The organism is Pseudoalteromonas sp. SG41-5, assembly GCF_014164495.1.
Classification (GTDB): Bacteria; Pseudomonadota; Gammaproteobacteria; order Enterobacterales; family Alteromonadaceae; genus Pseudoalteromonas; species Pseudoalteromonas rhizosphaerae.
On record NZ_JACJFH010000002.1, the window covers coordinates 94,209 to 116,795 of the forward strand.

Annotated in this window: 22 protein-coding genes; 11 read left to right on the forward strand and 11 right to left on the reverse strand. The window is 40.1% G+C overall.

Annotated elements, in window-relative coordinates; genetic code table 11:
- Nucleotides 1–51: 51 nt before the first annotated feature.
- The 7 genes from H5232_RS01040 to lptD form a co-directional block, all read right to left on the reverse strand.
- The gene (locus H5232_RS01040; RefSeq protein ID WP_182830469.1) at nt 52–2,067 is read right to left on the reverse strand and encodes a methyl-accepting chemotaxis protein; all 2,016 of its coding nucleotides are present in this window, start codon (nt 2,065–2,067) and stop codon (nt 52–54) included.
- Between the two features lie 133 nt (nt 2,068–2,200).
- Nucleotides 2,201–3,016: a symmetrical bis(5'-nucleosyl)-tetraphosphatase gene (locus H5232_RS01045; protein ID WP_182830470.1), complete on the reverse strand. Its 816-nt coding sequence runs from the start codon at nt 3,014–3,016 to the stop codon at nt 2,201–2,203.
- 203 nt (nt 3,017–3,219) lie between these two features.
- On the reverse strand, nt 3,220–3,609 hold the full coding sequence (gene apaG, locus H5232_RS01050) for a Co2+/Mg2+ efflux protein ApaG (RefSeq protein ID WP_145235442.1): 390 nt from the start codon (nt 3,607–3,609) through the stop codon (nt 3,220–3,222).
- On the reverse strand, nt 3,593–4,402 hold the full coding sequence (gene rsmA, locus H5232_RS01055; RefSeq protein WP_182830471.1) for a 16S rRNA (adenine(1518)-N(6)/adenine(1519)-N(6))-dimethyltransferase RsmA: 810 nt from the start codon (nt 4,400–4,402) through the stop codon (nt 3,593–3,595). The genes apaG and rsmA overlap by 17 nt, the downstream gene beginning before the upstream one ends.
- On the reverse strand, nt 4,399–5,391 hold the full coding sequence (gene pdxA / locus H5232_RS01060; RefSeq protein ID WP_182717156.1) for a 4-hydroxythreonine-4-phosphate dehydrogenase PdxA: 993 nt from the start codon (nt 5,389–5,391) through the stop codon (nt 4,399–4,401). Before pdxA ends, rsmA begins: the two co-directional genes overlap by 4 nt.
- 3 nt (nt 5,392–5,394) lie before the next feature.
- On the reverse strand, nt 5,395–6,690 hold the full coding sequence (gene surA, locus H5232_RS01065; RefSeq protein WP_182830472.1) for a peptidylprolyl isomerase SurA: 1,296 nt from the start codon (nt 6,688–6,690) through the stop codon (nt 5,395–5,397).
- Between the two features lie 36 nt (nt 6,691–6,726).
- A complete protein-coding gene (lptD, locus tag H5232_RS01070) occupies nt 6,727–8,973 on the reverse strand; it encodes an LPS assembly protein LptD (protein WP_149982091.1) in 2,247 nt (748 codons plus the stop codon).
- A 103-nt stretch (nt 8,974–9,076) separates the two neighbouring features.
- On the opposite strand from lptD, the gene H5232_RS01075 reads away from it, so the two are divergent.
- From H5232_RS01075 to djlA, 3 genes are read left to right on the forward strand one after another with little or no spacing between them, the layout of a single operon-like run.
- A complete protein-coding gene (locus H5232_RS01075) occupies nt 9,077–10,081 on the forward strand; it encodes an aminoglycoside phosphotransferase family protein (protein WP_182830473.1) in 1,005 nt (334 codons plus the stop codon).
- Nucleotides 10,081–10,752 carry an N-acetylmuramate alpha-1-phosphate uridylyltransferase MurU gene (gene murU, locus H5232_RS01080; RefSeq protein WP_182717153.1) on the forward strand — a complete coding sequence of 224 codons (672 nt, stop codon included), beginning with the start codon at nt 10,081–10,083 and terminating at the stop codon, nt 10,750–10,752. The genes H5232_RS01075 and murU overlap by 1 nt, the downstream gene beginning before the upstream one ends.
- A gap of 27 nt (nt 10,753–10,779) precedes the next feature.
- Entirely contained in the window at nt 10,780–11,652 is an 873-nt protein-coding gene (djlA, locus tag H5232_RS01085) for a co-chaperone DjlA (protein WP_182717152.1), read from the forward strand.
- Here djlA and H5232_RS01090 read toward each other — a convergent pair.
- Nucleotides 11,635–12,564, reverse strand: coding sequence for a DUF3530 family protein (locus H5232_RS01090; protein ID WP_182830474.1), 930 nt, complete (start codon nt 12,562–12,564; stop codon nt 11,635–11,637). The two genes, djlA and H5232_RS01090, sit on opposite strands and share 18 nt — an antisense overlap.
- Nucleotides 12,565–12,640: 76 nt before the next feature.
- On the reverse strand, nt 12,641–13,294 hold the full coding sequence (gene rluA / locus H5232_RS01095; RefSeq protein WP_182794146.1) for a bifunctional tRNA pseudouridine(32) synthase/23S rRNA pseudouridine(746) synthase RluA: 654 nt from the start codon (nt 13,292–13,294) through the stop codon (nt 12,641–12,643).
- A gap of 1,515 nt (nt 13,295–14,809) precedes the next feature.
- On the opposite strand from rluA, the gene H5232_RS01100 reads away from it, so the two are divergent.
- Entirely contained in the window at nt 14,810–15,709 is a 900-nt protein-coding gene (locus tag H5232_RS01100) for a Dyp-type peroxidase (RefSeq protein ID WP_182830475.1), read from the forward strand.
- Nucleotides 15,710–15,728: 19 nt separating this feature from the next.
- Here the strand turns inward: H5232_RS01100 and argR are convergent, their stop codons facing one another.
- Nucleotides 15,729–16,196, reverse strand: coding sequence for a transcriptional regulator ArgR (gene argR / locus H5232_RS01105; protein WP_145235470.1), 468 nt, complete (start codon nt 16,194–16,196; stop codon nt 15,729–15,731).
- Nucleotides 16,197–16,420: 224 nt separating this feature from the next.
- On the opposite strand from argR, the gene mdh reads away from it, so the two are divergent.
- The gene (mdh, locus tag H5232_RS01110) at nt 16,421–17,356 is read left to right on the forward strand and encodes a malate dehydrogenase (RefSeq protein WP_145235472.1); all 936 of its coding nucleotides are present in this window, start codon (nt 16,421–16,423) and stop codon (nt 17,354–17,356) included.
- Nucleotides 17,357–17,436: 80 nt separating this feature from the next.
- On the opposite strand, the gene ispB is transcribed toward mdh, so the two are convergent.
- Nucleotides 17,437–18,408, reverse strand: a complete 972-nt coding sequence (gene ispB, locus H5232_RS01115; RefSeq protein WP_182767239.1) for an octaprenyl diphosphate synthase — start codon at nt 18,406–18,408, stop codon at nt 17,437–17,439.
- A gap of 422 nt (nt 18,409–18,830) precedes the next feature.
- Between ispB and rplU the strand changes: the two genes are divergently transcribed.
- The 6 genes from rplU to H5232_RS01145 all read left to right on the forward strand — a co-directional run bounded on the left by rplU (nt 18,831) and on the right by H5232_RS01145 (nt 22,573).
- A complete protein-coding gene (gene rplU / locus H5232_RS01120) occupies nt 18,831–19,142 on the forward strand; it encodes a 50S ribosomal protein L21 (RefSeq protein WP_006794538.1) in 312 nt (103 codons plus the stop codon).
- Nucleotides 19,143–19,158: 16 nt separating this feature from the next.
- Nucleotides 19,159–19,416, forward strand: a complete 258-nt coding sequence (gene rpmA, locus H5232_RS01125) for a 50S ribosomal protein L27 (protein WP_064665557.1) — start codon at nt 19,159–19,161, stop codon at nt 19,414–19,416.
- A gap of 141 nt (nt 19,417–19,557) precedes the next feature.
- Entirely contained in the window at nt 19,558–20,712 is a 1,155-nt protein-coding gene (gene cgtA, locus H5232_RS01130; protein WP_149982083.1) for an Obg family GTPase CgtA, read from the forward strand.
- Between the two features lie 73 nt (nt 20,713–20,785).
- Nucleotides 20,786–21,277 carry a type 3 dihydrofolate reductase gene (gene folA / locus H5232_RS01135; protein WP_182717148.1) on the forward strand — a complete coding sequence of 164 codons (492 nt, stop codon included), beginning with the start codon at nt 20,786–20,788 and terminating at the stop codon, nt 21,275–21,277.
- Between the two features lie 79 nt (nt 21,278–21,356).
- Complete coding sequence (locus H5232_RS01140; RefSeq protein WP_145235479.1) at nt 21,357–21,734, forward strand: DUF3718 domain-containing protein; 378 nt, start codon at nt 21,357–21,359, stop codon at nt 21,732–21,734.
- 137 nt (nt 21,735–21,871) lie between these two features.
- Nucleotides 21,872–22,573 (forward strand): DUF3581 family protein, encoded by a 702-nt coding sequence (locus H5232_RS01145; protein WP_182717147.1) that lies wholly within the window; start codon nt 21,872–21,874, stop codon nt 22,571–22,573.
- The last annotated feature ends 14 nt before the right edge of the window (nt 22,574–22,587 follow it).

The window sequence follows — 22,587 nt, forward strand, 5'->3', positions numbered from 1 at the left end:
AAAAGCCGTGTTTTAAATCAACACGGCTTTGTTGTTTTAATTTGCTTTGCCCTAGACTTTGAACTCATCTACAGACAAGCGTAACTCTTCGGCAAGTTTAGCGACCTCAGAGCTTGATATATTAGTCTGATTAGCTCCTTCAGCGGTTTGTTCAGCAATGGCTACGATAGACTCAAGGCGCTCGCTGATCTCTTGTGAGACTTGTTGTTGCTCTTGTGCTGCGGTCGATATTTCTTCACTCACATCATGTGCTAAAGCAACCGCTGAGGTGATTGAATCCAGTGCTGCGTTGGCTAGGTCTGATTGTTCAACACAAGAATCAGCTTGTTGCTTGCCTTTAGACATTGCAGTTACGGCTGCTTCAGCGCCTGTTTGCAATGATTCGATCATGGCTTGAATTTCTTGAGTCGAGGCTTGTGTTTTACTAGCCAATGAACGAACCTCATCAGCAACAACGGCAAAACCACGACCTTGTTCACCGGCACGTGCTGCTTCAATAGCTGCATTAAGTGCTAGTAAGTTAGTTTGATCCGCGATACCACGAATAACATCAAGAATACTACCAATCGAGGCGCTATCTTGATGAAGCTTATTAATGACTAGTGAGGCTGATTCAACTTCACGAGCTAGCTGCTCAATGGTCGATTTATTCTGGCTAGAAATACCCTTAACTCGTTCAGCTTCTTTATCGGCATTTTTGATTTCTTTAAGTGCCTGTTGTGCGCTATTACTCACCGTTTGTGAGGTACTGCTCATTTCTGTTGTCGCTGTTGCCGCTTGTTCTACCTGTGCTTGTTGATTACGAATTGCTTGGCTTGATTCACCGGTAATAGCAGACGTTTCTTCTGAGGCCGCAGCAAGTTGTGTGGAACGAGATATAATGCCTTTGATCAAGCTGCGTAAGCTGGCGATAAGTGTATTACAACTACGCGATAGCTCACCAAATTCATCTTTAGCCGTATCATCAAGACGTTGTGTCATATCGCCACTAGCAACAATATCAAGAATGCGGTTAACTTCTGCAAGTGGTTTAGTAATGCGATTAACTGTTATATAAGCCACTATTATAGCTAGTAAGGTAGCACTTATCATACCAACCCAAGTCCATAAGTTGGCTGAGTCGACGTCGATCCTAACTTCTTTTTGTAATTCAAAAGCAACATTACTCGCTTGAGCGACTAACTCGTTGAGTTGTTTTAATGCAGTTGCCGTAGCTTGCTCTGCCTCAGTAAGTTCCGTTTCAGTCATTGCGATCACATCAATTAAACGCTTTTTATTAGCTGAAATACTATTGTTGCCGAGAATGTTATCGCGAATAGAGATAAAGTAGTTGTTTAGATCGTTGTATAAACCCGGCTCAGCGGCTTCAACAACCGGTTTGAGTAGCTTTAAACTACGCTCAATTTCTTCTAAATAATAAAGCTGCTCATTTTTGACGATATCTAAGGTATTTTGGGTTTTAACTGTCAGCATGTCAGTGCTGTTAGTCACCAAAGATAAAAAGTTATTTTCTAATTTATTAGCTGCTTGATAGGCTCTGCTATCACTGCTTTCTAAACCATCAATATCGATAATATCCAAAACCACAGAATTGGCATCTTCCGCAGCAAGCTCAATAGTTTCTAACTGTGCTCGTAATGATTTATTGAGTTCTAATTGAGTTTTTTTATCTTTTAATAAATCTTCTACTAATTTAATAAAACTTTTGTAAGTTCGTTCCACGCTTTGACTACTTTGATTTAGTTGAGCATTGTCACTGACAACTTGTCGTAATTGCGAGTAAGATTTATCAAAGCGTTGTTTTTGTTCGAACACTGATTTTTCAATTGGCGCAAGCTCTGCAGCTGAAGTGGTATAAAAGCTTGCTTGGGCAGCTTTACTCATTAAGATAAACTCAACCTGAAGTTCTGAACTTTGTTCCAGTGCAGGCAATGATAATTGATTTACTTGCTGCGCTGAATTATTAATATTTGCGATTCTGAACAGTGAATTACCCCCAATTAAAAGAAGTAATAAGGTGATACAAATAAAACCACCCCAAATACGCTGGCTGACAGTTAAGTTCATATAAAAATTCCATAAAGAGAGTAGCAATTAGACTTTATCGGCTTTATTGCGGATAAGTTAAGTAATTAAATTTAATTACTTTTAACATTTATAACTTTAAATCTAACAGAAGATGAGTTTTTTTTCAGGTTATTTAGATAGAATTAGCTGAATTAATGCTGAATAATTGTTTGTTTTTTAATTCTAGCAAGGTCATAGCTCCACCCCACACACAACCAGTGTCTAAAGCGTAGATATTTTCATGATCTGTTACACCTTCAAGAGCAGCCCAATGACCAAAAACAATATATTGTTTAAAAGTTGTAAATCTTGGGTGCTTGAACCAAGGGATCATTGCAGTAGCGTTAGCAATACCACCTTTATAGCTTAACTCTAATTGTTCATCAAGGGTTAAAAATCGCATTCGAGTAAAGTAATTTATAATATAACGAAACCGCTCAAAGTCATTGAGTTGTTCACTCCAAAGGCTAGGGTGCTGCTCATACATATGTTTGAAAAAATCGCGCGCATTCTCACCTTGATAGCAGGATTCAGCAAATTGTGCATGTTGTAGAGCCTGTTCAATTGACCATGCAGGGTTGAGGCCGGCGTGGCTAATAAATACCTGTTCTTTTTCAAGCCATAAAGCAAGTGGTTGCTGCTGTAACATGGCTATATAAGTAGGTAGCTTTGTGGAATCAAGCAGGGCGGTGAGCTTGTCTTTAGGATTAGCGGGTTTATCTAACATGTAATTGGCAATCAGGTGTAAGTCGTGATTACCCAAGGTAACGGTGATGCTATCTTGATGTGTATATATATAATCTAGGCAGGCAAGTGAGTCGGGGCCGCGGGCGACAATATCGCCCACTAAATAAAGGTGATCTTTGCTTGGGTTGAAGTCAACTTGCAGCAACAAAGCTTGAAATTCTTTATAACAACCTTGTAGATCACCTATCGCATAATTTGCCATTATTTAACCTAAATTCGGGAGAATAAATCTATCTCCTGTGGCTATTTTCAACGCTAACTGCGTTGAATCTACTTGCAATAGGCCAGCTATTGACGCGTAAATTCGCCTTGTTATCTCTGAAAATCTCCGACAGGACAGCTTAAAGGCTAGTTATACCATTAAATCAATGCGTTAATAAATATCTTAACCCGATTTCAGGTTATTTAATGTAAAATATTAGGCAGTGATAAACGAAAAACATTAATAGGTGCATCAAACTCTGTACCGAACTCATTCTTCAAGGTGTAATAACCTTGCATCGTTCCTACGGGAGTATCTAGCACTGCACCACTGGTATATTTATAGCTTTCACCAGGACCAATAGTTGGTTTTTCACCGACTACGCCTTCACCTTGTACTTCGATTTCTTTACCATTTGCATCAGTGATCAACCAATAGCGGCTAATTAACTTTGCGCTGCATAGACTGTGATTTTTAATGGTAACGGAATAAGCAAATACATATTTATCAAGTTCAGGTTGTGATTGACCCTCAACATAAAATGTTTCTACCGATACTTTGATGGGTGAGCCCAAATTACTGCTTGTTGTCATAAATCCAATTAGCTATATCAATAAATTGTTGTAACGAAAGGCTTTCAGCACGCAACGTGATATCTATACCAATGCTAGTTAATTCACCTGCGGTGAGTAAATTAGCTAAGCTGTTGCGCAGTGTTTTGCGGCGCTGATTAAAGGCCTCTAAACACACAGTGTTAAGAATTTTAGTACTTTTTGCTGTACGTTGCTCTGGCTTTTTCGGTATTAAACGAATAACGGCAGAATCAACTTTCGGTGCTGGTTTAAAACACTCTGGTGGTACTTCGATGACAGGCATTGCATTACAGTAATACTGTGTCATTACACTCAAGCGACCAAATGTTTTACTACCAGGTCCTGCTACCATGCGTTTTACCACTTCTTTTTGTAGCATAAAATGCATATGCTCAATGTTGTCGGCAAACTCGAATAAATGGAACAGTAACGGTGTTGAAATATTGTACGGTAAATTACCAAACACTTTTAGTTTGTTGCGGTCAGCTTTGATCAAACTTGAAAAATCAAATTTCATTGCATCACCTTGATGCACAGTAAGCTTAGGCCCTAAAAAAGGATGCTCAGTTAAGCGCTGGGCTAAATCTTTATCTAGCTCAACAACCGTTAAGTGGCCACTTAGCTCACTTACCGGTTCAGTGATAGCACCTAGACCAGGACCGATTTCAACTAAATTATCTTCAGGTTTAGGATCAATCGCGGTGACGATTTTATCGATGATCATCTCATCACATAAAAAGTTTTGCCCAAAACGTTTGCGGGCGCGGTGTCCTAAATGTACTTTATCTGTCATTGATTTTGTGCTTTTTCATGGGCGAGCTTAATTGCTTCGCGGATCGCTAATTCAAAACTACCAACATCAGCATCACCAGTACCGGCTAAATCGAGCGCCGTACCGTGATCAACTGAGGTGCGTATAAACGGCAAACCAAGGGTGATATTAACCGATTTGCCAAAACCTTTGTATTTTAGCACAGGTAAACCTTGATCGTGATACATTGCCAGCACAGCATCAGCTTGTGATAGATATTTGTCTTGGAACAAGGTATCAGCAGGCAATGGCCCGATTAAATTCATACCTTCACTATTTAGCTGTTCAATGGTTGGGGTGATGGTGTCAATTTCTTCACGCCCTAAATGGCCATCTTCACCCGCATGAGGGTTAAGCCCACAGACTAAAATACGTGGTTTTTCGATACCAAATTTAGTTTGTAAATCATGGTTTAAAATACCCGCAACTTTACTTAAACGCTCACTTGTAATAGCACGTGATACATAAGCTAGTGGGATGTGCGTGGTCACTAGTGCAACTCTTAAGCCTTCAGTAGCTAACAACATCACCACATCAGGGGTGTTTGATTGCTGGGCAAAGTATTCGGTATGGCCGCTAAATGAAATACCAGCTTTATTGATAATACCTTTATTAACAGGGCCAGTTACAACCGCAGCAAACGTACCATTCATATTTTTTTCGCACGCGATACGTAAAGTATCGAGTACGTATTGGCCGTTGGCATCATTTAATACACCCATTTCAACTTCGGCACCTAAATCAACTTGGTGCAGATAGACACTCCCTGCTGGAGCGATTGCTGCTGCTGCGTTTTCATCAAATGGAATTAAATTGATTGTTAAACCAAGCTGTTTGGCTCGCTGTTGTAATAACTGCTTATCAGCAATCACAACCAGCTGCGCAGGCCAATCATGCTGTGCAAGTTGCAACAGTAAATCTGGGCCGATCCCGGCAGGTTCGCCGGGAGTAATTGCAATACGTAGAATCATTGGTTATTCATCAATTGGGAAAATTTCAACATGGGCTTGCTCACGCATTTCTTGCTGCCAGTTAAAGCTTTCTTCTTTAAATTTACGATTAAAGAGCATGCCATGAGCACGGTTACGTTTAGCTAGTTCGGTTTTATCAGCAATGCGTTTGTCTAATAGCTGCACTATATGCCAACCAAATGTGGTTCTAAACGGGTCACTGGTCTCATTTTTATCAAGTGATAGTAGGGCGTCTCTAAACTGTGGCACATAGGTTGTAGGATCTGTCCAATCGTACTCTCCACCTTTAAGTGCAGAGCCTGGATCTTCTGAATACTCTTTAGCAAGCTCACCAAAATCAGCTGTACCTGCGCGTAACTCTTTGGCAAAACCATTTAGCATATTGCGGGCTTTTTCTTCACTTAAGATAATTGACGGCTTGATTAAGATATGGCGAGAACGAACTTCAGTTGTTTCAACAACCTGGCGACCACGAATATCTTGCACTTTAATGATATGAAAACCAGCGCCAGAGCGTAGCGGGCCGATAATGGCATCTTTTTTAGTGCCTTTAACTGCTTCAGCAAATAATGACGGCATTTCATTGATACTCATATAACCTAGCTGACCACCTTCAAGAGCTTTTGAACCACTTGATGATGAAATAGCGATGCGTTTGAATTCTTTACCTTCTCGTAAAAATTCGATGACTTTATCGGCACGAGTTTTTGCATCAGAAATTTCATCTGCAGTGGCATTATTTGGAATATCAATGAGGATATGACCAATGTCATACTCTTCCGTATTTTGACCTTGGCTTTCCATTATTTTTAAAAGGTTATCAACTTCTTGCGGGCTAATATAAATACGACGATCTACGTTTGCGCGCATCACTTGTTGAGTAGTAATTTCTTTACGAATTTCTTCACGATAAGACTGGAAACTCTCGCCTGACGCTTCAATCGTACGGCGCAAGTCTGCAATTGTTCCGCCTTGTTCTTTAGCCATACTAACCAAAGTTTGATCCAGTTGACTATCAGAGATTTCTAACCCCATACGCTCGGCTAATTGCATCATCAGCGCTTGATTTACTAAGCGCTCCATTGCTTGAATGCGTAGCGTATCATCCGAAGGTAATTCTTGTCCTTGCTCTTTGGCTTGGGTTTTTACACGGTTAACTATGGTGTCAACTTCACTTTGTAAAATAACCCCTTGGTTTACAATACCAACCACCTTGTCTATTTCAACAGGGGCTGCGAAAGCGCTTTGGTATAAACCAAGCGTCAAAAATGCTGATGCTAATAATTTTTTTAAATTCATACTTTTTCTAATACTCTTGCTAATAGTACGGTAATACTAGTTATTAAGAAAATACGGTCTACGATAGCCAAAAATACCTTGTTGTAATAATTTTTGTGCATCATAACGGCTTTTACTACCTAACCCTTTTAAGACAATATTAAACCCAATGCTTGAATCAAAAGTGGCTTGTTCTTGGCCTATCGCTTGATTTAAATCAGTTGCGATTTGGCGACGACCGGTAATTTGAAAGGCCCAACAGCAGGATTCATATTGCAATCCGCTGAACACCTCGACACTACGACCGCTTTCTAAATCGCGATGATAGCTACTTACAAACTGCCATTGATCACTGAGCGGAATGCTAGTAAAAAAGCCAACTTGTTCGATTGTATTGCCTGAGACATCATTTGCATAGCGATGGTTCAATTGTACCAGCTGATTATCGTCACCTTTATAATCTAAAGTCACATTTGACTGGATAATCTGCTTTCCATCGGTGTCATACTGAATTCCGCCTGATAAATACCAGCGGCGGTGCCAATGTAACATGGTTTGTGCGGCAAACAAGGCATTATAGTTGGTATCTGAGTTTAACCCTTGTGATGTTGGCTTGGCAGAGTCACTTAAATAAAATATTTGACCAGCACTAAAATTAAACAATTCTTCGCTTTTATTATTAAATAAACGCGTGGTTGCACCTAATGTAAATTGATTCGCTGCGGCTATACGATCAACGCTTGAGAAGCGACTATCACGGAATAAACCAAAAAAATCATCTTGTAGTTTTGTCGTATCGTATAAACCTATATCGGATTGATCTTTATTTGGTGTATACAAATATTGCACTTGTGGCTCTAAGGTTTGAATCCCATCATCAGCGAAGATAGTGGTATCACGCTCAAAGTTTAATTGGCTGTATAAACGCACTTTAGGCAAAGTACGTGAAACTGATTTAGCATAATCGGTATTAGCTAAATCACCTTCTTGCTTATAGTTAGTGTGCAGTACGCTAAATTCAGATAAAAACGACCAAGCATGCTCTTGATAACCATAACTTACTTTGGGTTCGATGTGCACCCGAGTGGCTTTTTCTATGATTGCCGTATCATTAGTAAAGTGGCTCAGTTCACCGTCTAGGGTCAGTTCAATATCCTGAAAACTAAATGGTGCTGTTTGTGAAAAGCTAATTTGTGGCCATGCCGCATACGATTCAAGATGATCACCGAGCACTTCAAAGTTTTGTACTTTAATATCTGTACGCCAAGTATCACCTAAGTGTGATAACGAGCCAGTACGATACAGTTGGGTGTCAGTACGTGTTGCGTAATTAGAACCCAAATCAGTGAGATAGTTATCATCGCTGACGTTGGTTATATCAACATTTGCACGCCAGTTTTCGGCAAAATAACTTTGTTGTTGCCAGTGAAATAGAAAGCGCTCTTTGAGTTCTGGTTCGGAGTCGTCTTTGTCAAGGTATTCAAGTGCTACGAGACCTTCATTGCTATCACTTAAATAACGAAACTCGGTTTGCAGCTGTAAGCCTTTTTTAGACATATAGCGAGGTGTAATCGTGGCATCAAAGTTTGGTGCAATATTCCAATAATATGGAGTAACAGTTTCTACGCCGTAGCGATCTGAACTGGAAATATTGGGTGTTAATAAGCCTGATTTTCTTCGATTATCAATTGGGAAAGTGAAATAGGGTAAATAAAGTACTGGCGTATCCATAATACGTAATACCATATCATGGGTTTCGCCCCAGCCTTCTTCACGGGATAATAAAATTTGTTCAGCTTGAATTGCCCACACGGGCGTATCGCTTGGACAGGTAGTAAAGCTTGCGTTCAGCAGATCTAAGCCAGACTTATTAATGGTGAGCTTTTCTGCACCGCCGTGTGCTTGTTGATCCGTCAGCTTATAATCGGCACCAAGTAGGCTGATTTCAGAACTATTTAAATCAGCATTAAGACCTGAGCTATTTACTTCACTGATAGTGTCACGGTAAGTAATAGGGCCAGTTGCATTAAGTAACCCACGCTGTTTGTCAATTAGCGCACTTTGTGCGGACAAACTCATAGTAAGGGTGTTAATATCAACATTACCGGTAAATTCTGCGCTTTGGGTGCCAAGCAGTTCAATATCATCTGAACGGATATCGATCATGCCTAAGTCAAGGCCAGCAAGCGGTTGCCAAGCTCTGGTTTGCATTGAATTGCCACAAAAGTTGTGTGTCAGTTCAGTTTCGGCGAACGATGGTGCGCTGATCACACTTAGCATCATCATGCCCCAGGTTTTGCTCATTTATTAACCTTAATATGCTGTCGTTGGATGTAAGAATGACATAATAAAGGAAAACAATGGCAAATACAGTAATTGACTTAGTGAAAAATAGATATCTTGTAAAATGAATCGTTATAAAAGTTTACAGCAGTTTTTAAATCCGCACTTCGAAGATGAAGTATACCAGCTAGCTGCGATCACCGGAGACGCCAGCTTTCGTCGTTATTTCCGCCTAAATCGCGGTCAAGATAGCTATATAGTTATGGACTCAGATCCAGCTAAGCTCGATAACACTCCTTATATAGAACTCAACAAAGTTTTTTCTGAGCATGGTTTCAAACTACCAAAAATATTACATGCTGATGAAAAGCAAGGGTTCTTCTTATTAAGCGATTTAGGCAACACACATCTTGCTGATATGCTGGATGATAAAGAACGTATCAATCACTATAAACACCTTATAAAACTTAGTGCACAATGGGCAAAAATGCCGCCTGTTGAGCACATGAAAGATTTTGATCGGGTATTTTTAGAATTAGAACTAAGTATTTTTTTAGAATGGTTGGTAGAGAGATTTTTAGAGCTAGAAGTTACTGCTGCAGAACGTAATTTATGGCAAACGAGCTGTGAGTTATTAATTGAAAATATACTCGCGCAACCTAGCGTCACCGTACACCGTGATTTTCATAGCCGTAATATTATGCACAGTGAACAGCAATGGGCAATTATTGACTATCAAGATGCCGTGCAAGGCCCGGTATGTTATGACCTGGTATCGTTACTGCGTGATTGTTATTTTAAACTTCCTCACGATGAACTTGAATACTTACTTGAGCATGCATTTGCTGAGTTTGAGCAACAGGGCTTGCTCAGTAACATCAGCTTTGCAACCTTTAAACAATGGTTTGATTTAACCGGTATTCAACGCCATTTAAAAGCGGCGGGTATTTTTTGCCGGTTAAATTTACGCGATGGTAAACTCGGTTATATGGATAATGTATTACCGACACTGCGCTACATTAGTGATGTGGCGCAAGATCATTCATCGTTGGTGGAGCTGGGTAAATGGATCAACAGTAAGATTATTCCTGCTACCTTAGTCGCACTTAATAAAGTGCCAACTAAATAATGAAAGCGATGATTTTAGCCGCGGGTCGCGGTCAGCGAATGATGCCACTTACCGCAGAATTACCTAAACCTATGTTAAAGGTGCAAGGAAAACCATTAATCGAGCATCATATTGAGCGACTAAAAACAGCAGGGATCACTGATTTTATTATAAACCTTGCTTGGCAAGGAGATAAGATCCGTGCTTACTTTGGCGATGGTAGCCAGCTTGGAGTACATATTGAGTATAGCCAAGAGCCTGAGCAGGGATTAGAAACTGCAGGTGGTATTATTCAAGCATTACCTTTGCTTGGTGAGCAATTTATTGTTATTAATGGCGATATATTTACCGACTATGATGTTAGTTCATTACTGCATATTCACTTAGATGCGGGCGAGGCACATATTGTGTTGGTTGAAAATCCAGCCCACAACCCAAATGGTGACTTTACGTTGCGTCATCTAAGCGCAGATAGCCCCAAGTATACATTTTCTGGTATTAGTCGCTTTCATCAGCAATTTTTTGCAGGAATTACAGCGGGTACTCATCGCTTAGGGCCATTATTAAAAAGTAAATTGGCTGAGCATGTTGTCTCTACGGAGCTGTACATAGGTAACTGGGACGATATCGGAACTCCAGAACGATTAGCTCAATTGAATGAGTTGTTGATAGAGCAACAAAAAACTCATTAAGTAATTCACATATAATAGGAGCGCCTCATGTGGGGTAAAATTTTAGGTGCCTGCTTTGGCTTTATGTTTGGGCGTATTATAGGCTTATTTATAGGCTTATACCTGGGCCATATGTTTGACAAGAGTTTAAAGCAGAACTTTGATAAAGCCGGCGGCTTTTCAAGCTTATTTAAAGGCGATGATGATATTAATCAGCGCCAAGCGTTATTTTTTACCAGCTGTTTTGGAGTAATGGGGCACATTGCTAAGTCAAATGGCCGCGTAAGCGAAACCCACATCCGTGCTGCCAGTTTATTTATGGATGAAATGGGACTCACTGGTGATGATCGCAAAGAGGCACAAGATGCGTTTAAAACGGGAAAAGACGCTGATTTTTCATTAAAAGAAACTGTTTTCGATTTTAAAGAGCGTTTTGCTCGTCGCCATGATTTATTACAACTGTTTTTAGAAATTCAAATCCAAATGGCGTTTTCTGATGGGGTGTTAGCTGCGCAAGAAAAGGAGCTACTCCAAGAGGTAAGTAAGTTATTAGGGATCTCTAAAACTCACTTTGCATTTGTACTTAAACGTTACCAAGCTGAATTTTCATTTCGTCAGCAACAACAACGCTATCAACAGCAGCAACAACGTCAACAAGGGCAAAGCAGCAGTTATCGTGAAGGCTCAGGGCATCATGTACCGCCAAATAGTGGCATGAGCCGTACTCAAGCGCTGGCCTTGCTGGGGCTAAATAATGAGGCGAGTGAACGAGAAGTAAAAGTAGCGTACCGTAAATTAATGGCGCAGCACCATCCTGATAAATTAGTTTCTCAAGGTTTACCTAAACATATGATGGAACTGGCAGTCAAGAAAAGCCAAGATATTCAAGCCGCTTACGAATATTTAAAAAAGGCGGCGTAAAAACCCGTCTACTTCTTTGGTCAAGCGCTCATGTTGCTCAGGCTCAGAGCGCAAACCAAACAGCTCACGTTGGCGGTAATCATATTTACTGTGACGTTTAACCCAGCGTTTTCTATCCGCCACACTCAGCAGTAAGTCCGGGTTATCTATGTTGTAGTAAATATCCAATAACGGCGGGCTAATAGTCGATATAATCGCGTTAAGTTGTTGGTTACGTTTACTGTTTGGTAAATAACTGCTAAGGCTGACAAATGCATCTATGTTGGTATTTGGATATTCGCCATAGTGTTCGAGCAATACTCCCGCAGAGGCACCTTGTGCAATAACAACAATTTTCCCATCTTCATCCAATGCACTTTGATACAACGCATTAAAGCGTGCAATTAAGTTGAGTTTATAATTATCTATTATCGCATTGCTTATATGAGCGATAGTATCAACATGTACAACAGGAGTGGCTGTGTCAGCTGATGGTTCGCCATTGTCTGAACTTGTAGTTTGCTTAGCCGCTGCAGGTTCAGTTGTTTCACTTTCATCCGCAGGTGGCGCTGCCTGCCAATCAATATCGGGTACCGTCATGGCAATTGTGGCATAGCCTAAATCGTTAAGTTGCGTGCGTAAAAAGTTGAGCCCGTTGTTATTGGTAGGTAAGTGTTGCCAATCAGGGATAATCAATACCACACCGCGCTGCTGGGCACTCATGTGTTGGCGATATAAACTTAAAAACTCAGTATCACCAGCGAGTAGCGGTTTTAGTTCATCTTGCGGCATTAGGCGTGATAAATCATTACTGCTGATTGTTGACCATGGTGTGGGTGCAATAAAGTCGGCTGCTTGGGCTGGCATGGCCAAGAAAGTCGCGTAAACCAAACTAATTAATTGCCATACTTTAAACTGTTTGCCGATAGCCATATAAACCACCACGATGAATCAATAAGTTGTTATCGGCGTGTACAGCAAAAAGTTTAGTGTGATTTTAAGCTCGTAATTAAAACTCTGGCTCAGCTTCAAAAGTCATAATTTGTGCTGTTCCCGGGTGAGTGAGCTGTAGCATTTGTGCATGCAATTGCAAGCGCGGGGCAGCAGCCAGGGCATCAGGGTGAGCATAGAGCCTATCGCCTAAAATAGGGTGCCCCAATGACAACATATGCACACGTAATTGATGTGAGCGTCCGGTAATAGGGGTAAGTTCCACACGAGTGGCGTGCAACTCATGCTCCAGTACAGTGTAATGAGTTAAAGAGGGCTTCCCCTTGTCATGATCAACCATTTGCTTAGGGCGGTTTGGCCAATCACAGATCAGTGGCAAATTGACTGATCCCGTTAATGGCTCTAGTTTACCGTACACTCGTGCAACATAGCGCTTTGCAGTTTGGCGTTCTTGAAACTGCATACTTAAATGACGATGAGCCGCTTTATGCATTGCTAAACAAATAATTCCAGAGGTTGCCATATCTAAGCGGTGAACTATTTTTGCCGTAGGAAAAACACGGTTAACGCGAGCTATCAAACAATCGGCGTGTTTAGGATCTTTTCCCGGCACAGTCAAAAGTTCACTGGGCTTGTTGACGATCAGTAAATCATCATCTTGAAATAAAATGGTTAAATACGGATCTAATGGAGGATTGTAGTTAATTAACACGGCCGACCTCAATGATTTATGAGCGCGCTATTTTAGAGAAGTCATCGCTTATACACAATCAATAACGTATTAGATTAGACGCGAGAGTATTAATGAGCGAGTTAATTGGCAAGTAGTCGTTAAGCTGAGGGTATTTTTGGGCAAAAGAAAAGCGCGAACTATCTCTAGTCGCGCTTGCGGAATCTTCTAATTTTTTGCATCCTGCAATTGAACTTAATCAACTCCTAAACTTTACTAATCCATGTGATCACACTGTTACTTATTCGTTCTGCGTGATATAGGCTATCCGTGCCTCTGTCCTATGTGCTTCCTTTTGATCCTTTTTGGTAATCTCTATTACCGGTCCTTTACGCATCGTCCTGATGCTATCCCTTAGTTAACAGTTCCATTGCGATACCCTTTAGGGCCTGTCCATCTGTCCGCTTTTATAACATCCTGTTTAACAACTCTCTTGCGAGCCCTGTTGTTATTCCTTTTCGCATCATCTTGACGCTGTCCGTATATTTACTATCCTTAGTGCTACTCATCCTGAGCCTGTCCGTGAATCCATTTTTTCCTAACGTAACCTTTAATTCGAGGTTTATGAGTAATCATTCCTTGTCCGTTTACTCATTTAAAATCATTCCTTGTCCGTTTACTCATTTAAGCGTCACTGCTTAACCGATGAAGTAAGTATAGAGAGTATCGGCAAACAAAATAGGCTAAAAATAGTAATGAAAATACAGTCATTATTTTGAAATTTAATAATAGTTATTATATTTCATGTGGTTAGTTTGTTTTTAGACTTTTTTTATGATGCTTTATACTCAATAGCTGTCATAACCGTGAGATATATCGCACAAGTGATTTCCATTATGGGCGTGGTTGCCTTTAATAGTGGATGTAATTGTAGTGTTGCTTAGACGATTTCTAATCGTATATGGTTTAAGTTTATTGCATATATCCCTTAAATGATTAAAAACCAATATCTATTAAGGCGCTTTGTAATTCTTTAAAATAAATGCGACTTGCCGATAAATAAGCGGCTATGAATTGTGGGGAAATTGCTCAACAAGACACGTTTGAGCCGCTATTTAGCGCTTCAAGCTCAAAGGTAGTTGCAGAATTTCTTGGTCAGGGCATATACTTAGGTGCAGATGTATTAACAGCAACTGAATATAGTAATGCTTACGGGGGCTGAGTCATTAGTTACTTATCGTCGAGTAAAGCAAGTTGGGTAACTTTATGTTCGCCCATACCATCTTGAGTTAATACCTTTTCAATCACAAGGCTGTAGTGCAAATACGGTGACTATTTTAAATCGTCGTTTTGTTGTTCTGCATTTTGTGTATAAGGTTATGCTCGATGGACAATAAATTGAAGTTGCTGCTTAGTTGGGCCACTCATTTTTAGCAAATGAACAGGTGACAATAAAAATAACACCACACACGGTTAACTTTTTCGCAGATTAAGTGTTTTAGTATTTTTAATTTCATTAAAAACGCCGTGTATGAGACTTTGAGTTAAGGAAATACCATGGCGCAAGCGCAATCTGGAATTTGTGCTGAAGCAAACTTGCACGGTTTACATTTGTTTTTTAATGTATTTGATGGCCACGATGAGTCATTACGCAAAAAATTAAAATACGTTAGCGCTATCCAAGATGAGTTTTCAGATCAGTTTTCTGAATCGATGCTCTCCAGCCTAGTTGCAGTGGGGGCACAGTACTGGCCGCACATTCTGCCTGAATTTCTGCCTAGTGAATTACAGAGCTTTCCTAATATTACTCATAATGATCATATTATGGGGGCTCAGCCTTTTGATTTATTTGTCCAAATTCGTTCCGATAGGGAAGATGTAAACCATTTATTTGCTTTGCAAATTCTCAAGTTATTTGCCCCCGATGTTGAATTGGTTGAGCAAGTGCGAAACTTTCGATTTTTAGATGGTCGCGATTTTAACGGTTTTATACTCGGTGGTGACACTCCTCATGGTCGCCAAAAGCGCATCACAGCGTTAATCAATAAACCCAACCATTTTGAAGATCAAGGCAGTTACGTACATATACAGCGCTATAAGCATGATTTAAGTGTGTGGCAAAACCTACCTCTGAGTGAGCAAGAACAAATAATGGGACGCACTCGCTTAGATAATACCTTGATTATGCCTGTGACTGAAAATAGTCATGCTGTACGCACTGAGTTAAAAGATGAGCAAGGGCAACCACTGCAATTAAATCAAAACATGCCTTATGGTGACGTTTACGAACAGGGTATATTAGCGATTAGTTATGCAGCACAGGGAAATGCATTTGAGCAAGTATTACGAAGTCGATTAGGTGATGCCGATTGCTACGATCATTGGCTTGATTTTACTCAAGCCGATATGGGTTCTGCGTTTTTTGCCCCATCAATTAACTTTTTAAAGCAGCTGTAAAAAGTTTGAATCGGTAGACTTATACCGTATCAAATAAAATACGCACGCGTTCAAGAGTTACATCAATTTCAGATACTTTAGCTGGAGCGATAAAAATAGTATCGTCACCAGCAATGGTGCCTAGTACGCCATCTGCTTTACCTAATGAATCTAATAGTCGAGCAATTAATTGTGCAGCTCCTGGGCTGGTTCGAATAATGATCATCATTTCGTTATGCATTATATCAATCACTAACTGACGTAATGGGCTTTTCGCTGTAGGTACGCCCATTTCAGCAGGCAAACAATAGACCATTTCTTGTTTGGCATTACGAGTGCGTACCGCGCCAAACTTGCTTAACATCCGCGACACCTTACTTTGACTAATATTATCAAAGCCTTGCTCTTTTAGGGCGTCAACAATCTCACCTTGTGAACCAAAGTTTTCTTCTTTTAAAAGTGCCTTAAAGGCCTTTACTAATGCTTCTTGTTTATCTTGTGGTTGCATATTATAGGTTCTTATTCATAAGTGATGCGCTAATTGTACACAATGTTGCATACTTATGCAGTAGTTGTTTGCTTTTGCGATGGATTTTAGTGCTGTAAACCAGCAAGTTTACAACTATGGTCTAAATTATATGTGAAATAAGCAGGATAAATTTGTCTTTAGTCGTTAATTTCATTATCTTTAGAGCCACAAATATTTCCTACCTCAAATTACGGAGAATTCCAATGAAAGTTGCTGTATTAGGTGCTGCTGGCGGTATCGGCCAAGCGTTGTCTTTATTATTAAAAACAGGCTTACCAGCTGGTTCTGAATTATCACTTTATGATGTTGCTCCAGTTGTTCCTGGTGTTGCTGTTGATCTTTCTCATATCCCAACTGACGTTAAAGTTGCAGGCTTTGGTGTTGATGCACTAGATCAAGCGTTAACTGGTTGTGATATCGTTCTTATCCCTGCTGGTATGCCACGTAAGCCTGGTATGGACCGCGCTGATTTATTTAATGTTAATGCTGGTATTATCAAAACATTAGCAGAAGGTATTGTTGCTAACTGTCCAAAAGCATTAGTGGGTATTATCACTAACCCAGTAAATGGCACTGTGCCAATTGTTGCGGAAGTATTCAAAAAAGCAGGTACTTACGACGCGAAACGTGTTTTCGGTATTACCACTCTTGATGTGATCCGTTCAGAAGCATTTGTAGCTGAGCTTAAAGGTGTTGACGTTGCAACTGTGAAAGTACCAGTAATTGGTGGTCACTCAGGCACAACAATCCTTCCGTTACTATCTCAAGTTGAAGGCGTTACTTTCACTGATGAAGAAGTTGCTGCACTTACTCCACGTATCCAAAATGCAGGTACTGAAGTAGTAAATGCAAAAGCGGGCGGTGGTTCTGCAACATTATCAATGGGCGCTGCTGCTGCACGTTTTTGTATGTCTTTAGTTAAAGGCTTACAAGGTGAAGACGTTGTAGATTACGCTTACGTTGCTGTTGAAAATGGCGATGCTGCATACTTTGCACACCCAGTACGTTTAGGTAAAAACGGCGTAGAAGAAATTCTTTCTTACGGTGAACTAAGCGCATTTGAAGAGCAAGCTAAAAACGACATGCTTGATACGCTGAAAAAAGACATCCAAGAAGGTGTTGATTTCATCAACGCTTAATTGCTAAGTCGATTGATACAAAAAAGCCTGCATTTGCAGGCTTTTTTATGCTCGAAGGATTTTTATACATTAGGTGTTTATTAGTGATTACGATCAACGGCAATACGAGCCAAGCTAACGAGTGCTTCTTTATACGGTGATTCATCTAATACAGATAAACACGCAATCGCTTTATCAGCTTCTTCGTTGGCTTTATTCATCGTAAACTCAAGTGCTTTGGTTTCATTGAGGGCACTTAGAATAGCTTCTAAGTGGTCCATACCATTACTGTGCTCAATGGCATCACGGATCAACTGTACTTGCCCAGCATTACCGTGGCGCATAGCATAAAGTAGTGGCAGGGTAGGTTTGCCTTCGGCCAGATCATCACCGATGTTTTTACCTAACTGCTCAGCATCAGCATTGTAATCAAGTACGTCATCCACCAATTGAAAAGCGGTTCCTAAATGCATACCATAAAGATTAAGCGCTTGCAGCGTAGAGTCGTCTTTTTCGGTAATAATCGCAGCAAGGCCTGTTGCAGCTTCAAATAATTTAGCTGTTTTAGAATAAATTACCTGCATGTAGCTATCTTCGGTGGTATCAGGGTCGTTACAGTTCATTAATTGCAGCACTTCACCTTCCGCAATCACGTTGGTTGCATCAGCGAGTATTTGCATAACTTGCATTTTACCAATACCAACCATCAGCTGAAATGAGCGGGTGTAGATAAAGTCACCAACAAGTACGCTGGCTGCATTACCAAACTCAGCATTTGCTGTCGGTGTTCCTCTGCGTAAATTTGATTCATCAACGACATCATCATGCAGTAATGTAGCTGTGTGAATAAATTCAACAATAGTTGCTAAAGTAACATGATCTTTGCCTTCATAGCCAAGTGCTTTAGCCGCTAAAATAGCCAACATAGGGCGAACACGCTTGCCGCCGCTGTTTACTATATATAAGCCTAGTTGATTGACTAATGCTACATCAGAGCGCATTTGCGCGTAAATTAGTTGATTGACGTCATTCATATCGTTTTCGATTAACGCCTGGATAGCTTTTATATCCATTGATCTCCGAGCCAATTTTAATGGGTATACGGGGCTGATTGTACAACAAAAAACAGCTTTGCTCGACAGTTTGTGACGATTCGCTGAAAAAACACGGTTAAGCAGCTTAATTTAGCCTTAATTTGGAAAGATAACTTTTTTATTTGAGAAAATTTACGTTAATTCAACATGGTTGTTTTTTATTCTTAGTGCGTGTTTGTTCGTGGTGTAATTTATTTGTCATGAAACGCTAAAAAGGCTTGGCATAATGCCAATTTAATATAAAATAGGTGAAAATATTGAATCGCCTTCAATGCAGCTATTTTTTATTCATTTAATTAATAAAACAGGCTTGCTAGTTTTTGCACATTAGCGTAAACTTCGCGCCCTATTGAATAATATTTTAGTTGCGTCGATTTGAGGGCGCACAGACGGAGTTAATTATGTACGCGGTTTTCCAAAGTGGTGGTAAACAGCACCGTGTGACTGAAGGTCAAACAATTCGTCTTGAGAAATTAGACGTTGAGACTGGTGCAGCAGTTGAATTTGATTCAGTACTTTTAGTTGCTGATGGTGAGAAAATCGAGATCGGTGTACCGTTCGTAAACGGTGGTAAAATAACAGCTGAGGTTGTTTCACATGGTCGCGGTGAGAAGATTAAGGTTGTTAAATTTAGACGCCGTAAGCATTCTCGTAAGCAAATGGGCCATCGTCAATGGTTCACAGAAGTTAAAATCACTGGCATTAGCGCTTAATTAGAGGTACTTAGAAATGGCACATAAAAAAGCAGCTGGTAGTACTCGTAACGGTCGCGATTCAGAAAGCAAACGCCTTGGTGTTAAGCGTTTTGGTGGCGAATCAGTTCTAGCGGGTAGCATCATTGTTCGTCAACGTGGAACTAAATTCCATGCTGGCACAAACGTAGGTATCGGTAAAGACCACACTATCTTCGCAAAAGCAGATGGTAAAGTTCAGTTTGAACAAAAAGGTCCTTTAAACCGTAAATACGTAAGCATCGTATCTGAGTAATCAGAATCGGTTCTTAAAAAACCCCGCCTTTGCGGGGTTTTTTGTTTTGAAAATAAATATATACCTAAGCCAAGCCTGCAATCAGCTTGGCTTAGGTATATAATAGTGAAATTAACAAGCCAATCCCTAAAGTGAGTAATCATGAAGTTTGTAGATGAAGTAGAAATTCGCGCAGAAGCTGGAGACGGTGGCAGCGGCATCGTATCTTTCCGTCGTGAAAAATATGTCCCAGATGGTGGACCAGACGGCGGTGACGGTGGAGATGGTGGTAGTGTTTATCTACAAGCTGATGAAAACTTAAATACCCTTATCGATTATCAGTTTGAGCGTTTTCATAGAGCTGAACGTGGTACTAATGGCCGCAGTCGTAACTGTACCGGTAAAAAGGCTGATGACTTATATGTGATGGTGCCTGTAGGTACTCGGATCATGGATGTTGATACCCAAGAAGGTCTTGGTGATTTAACTCAACATGGTCAAAGAATTTTGGTTGCAAAAGGCGGTTTCCACGGCTTGGGGAATGCGCGTTTTAAATCAAGTACTAACCGAGCGCCTCGTCAAAAAACATTGGGCACACCAGGTGAAGTACGTAACCTTAAACTAGAGCTATTATTATTAGCTGATGTTGGTTTATTAGGTTTGCCAAATGCAGGTAAGTCTACTTTTATTCGTAGTGTATCGGCAGCGAAACCAAAAGTAGCTGATTACCCATTTACTACGCTGATTCCAAATTTAGGTGTGGTACGTCCAGAAGCAAATAAATCATTTGTTATTGCAGATATCCCAGGGTTAATCGAAGGTGCCTCTGATGGCGCTGGCTTGGGTATTCGCTTCTTGAAACATTTAGAGCGTTGCCGTGTATTACTGCATATTATCGATGTAATGCCTGTCGATGGTTCAAACCCAGTAGACAATGCATTTGCAATCATCAATGAGTTGCACCAGTACAGTCCTAAGCTGGCTGAAAAACCACGTTGGTTAGTATTTAATAAAATAGACTTATTACCTGAAGATGAAGCACAGGCGCTATGTGAGCAAATTGCTGAAGAGTTAGGCGAGACTGAAAATATTTATCATATTTCTGCAATTAATAAGCTAAATACTCAACCATTAATTCATAACATCATGACGCTACTCGATAGCATGCCAAAAGAAAAATTTGTGCCAATTGAAGATGAAGAAGTTGAATTCAAATGGGATACTTATCATAAAGATGCCACTAAGAAGAATGATGACGACGACTGGGATAGTTGGGATGATGACGATTATGACGTTGAAGTTGTCTATGAGCGTTAGACTAAAGTAAATTATTTTAAAAGGAGCTGGTGCTCCTTTTTTCTTGTTTAATAAAAAAGTATTAGGTTTTAATGTGAAGATTTCAATGATTGCAGCTATGGCTAAAAATAGAGTGATTGGCCAAGATAATAATATGCCATGGCATTTACCTGCTGATTTACAGCATTTTAAAGCGGTTACTATGAATAAACCAGTAATTATGGGGCGCAAAACATTTGAGTCAATTGGTCGCCCTTTACCTGGTCGACGCAACATTGTTATTAGCCGAAACACTGACTACACTGCAGCTGGAATTGATGTTGTAGCATCCCCAGAGGCCGCTATTTCATTGGTGTGTGAGTCTGATGAAGTAATGGTGATTGGTGGCGGGAATATATATCAACAATTTTTAAAAAGTGCCGATACACTTTATTTAACGTTTATTGATCTTGATGTTGCAGGAGATACACAGTTTCCTGATTACGAACAATCAGCAAACTGGCAAGTTGTAGAAGAGCTGTATAATCAACCGGATGATAACAATATTTATGGTTATAAATTTGTCACATTGGATAAAGTTAAGTAACATTATTGCGGTTAGGCTTATAGGTTGATACAATATTAAACAACTAGGGTAGTTATAAAGTATTACACAAGGGTCTACAATGATAAAATTATCAACACTCGTTATTGCTGCAGCTGTTATTTCTGGTTCTGTTGCTTTTAGCGCGCCAGTAAAAGCGGATGATCAGTTAGCTGTTTCAATCTGTGAATACATAGCTGCGGACGATAAAAACCGTTTACGTGATAAGTTAAAAAGCTCACGTGTAAAAATTCGTAATATTTATGATGCAGTACAATGTAATGGTCTTAACTTGCTACGTCATGCAGTTGCCAGTAATGCCGTAGATACCGGTGAATATATTGTGAAAAACTTATCTAAAAGCTCTTTAGAAGATGGAGCAGATATAGCATGGGCCGAAGCAAATGGTCATGGCGGTTCTGCATTAATACCAGCAATTAAAGAACGTGCTGGTTTATAAGTTATAATAAATCATTAAAAAAGTCGCGATATCGCGGCTTTTTTGTATCTGAAACAAAAGTTTAACAGATTCGACCTCTATTGTAATTTTATCTGGTAGAATAGGCAGGTTATAAGCAGTTTAAGCAGTGAACAACTATGTTAAGTCCTTTTTATCAGCAACATGCTGATTATGTCTCTATTTCTCGTGAACAAGGGTGTCGTTTCGCAAAGTGCGTTGCTGATGATTACAATCCACTTCATGATAAAGATGCAAAACGTTTTTGTGTGCCTGGAGATTTATTATTTTCATTGGTATTAAGTCGTTATGGCATCAGTGAAAAAATGGAATTTACCTTTGCCGGCATGGTTGATGAGAATACCAAACTCAACTTCCCTGAGGGCGCAGATGAGTTTGATATTACCAGTGGCGATAAAGTCATGCTGAAGGTTAAGCGCGAAGGTATAACTAGCCAGTGCCAAACACTCACCGATAGTCTAATAAAAAATTACGTTGAGTTTTCAGGTACAACTTTTCCGCATGTTATTATTCCACTTATGGGCAATCAAGATGTCATGATCAACCCAGCTCGCCCTATGATTATCTATGAGTCAATGTTGATTAATCTCGATACATTAGAGATCCATGCACCGACGTTAGAATACGCAGAGCCGAGTTTTGAATATACAGGCAAGCGTGGGAAAATCACTTTGCGCTTTAACTTGTTAGAAAATGGTGTAAAAGTCGGCTGTGGTGAAAAGCACATGTTGGTATCAGGTATTCAACAATATTGCCAAGATACGGTGGATGATCTAATTACCTTCTATAACCAACGAAAAGAAACCCTCAAACCAGCTTGAACATTTAGCAAGCT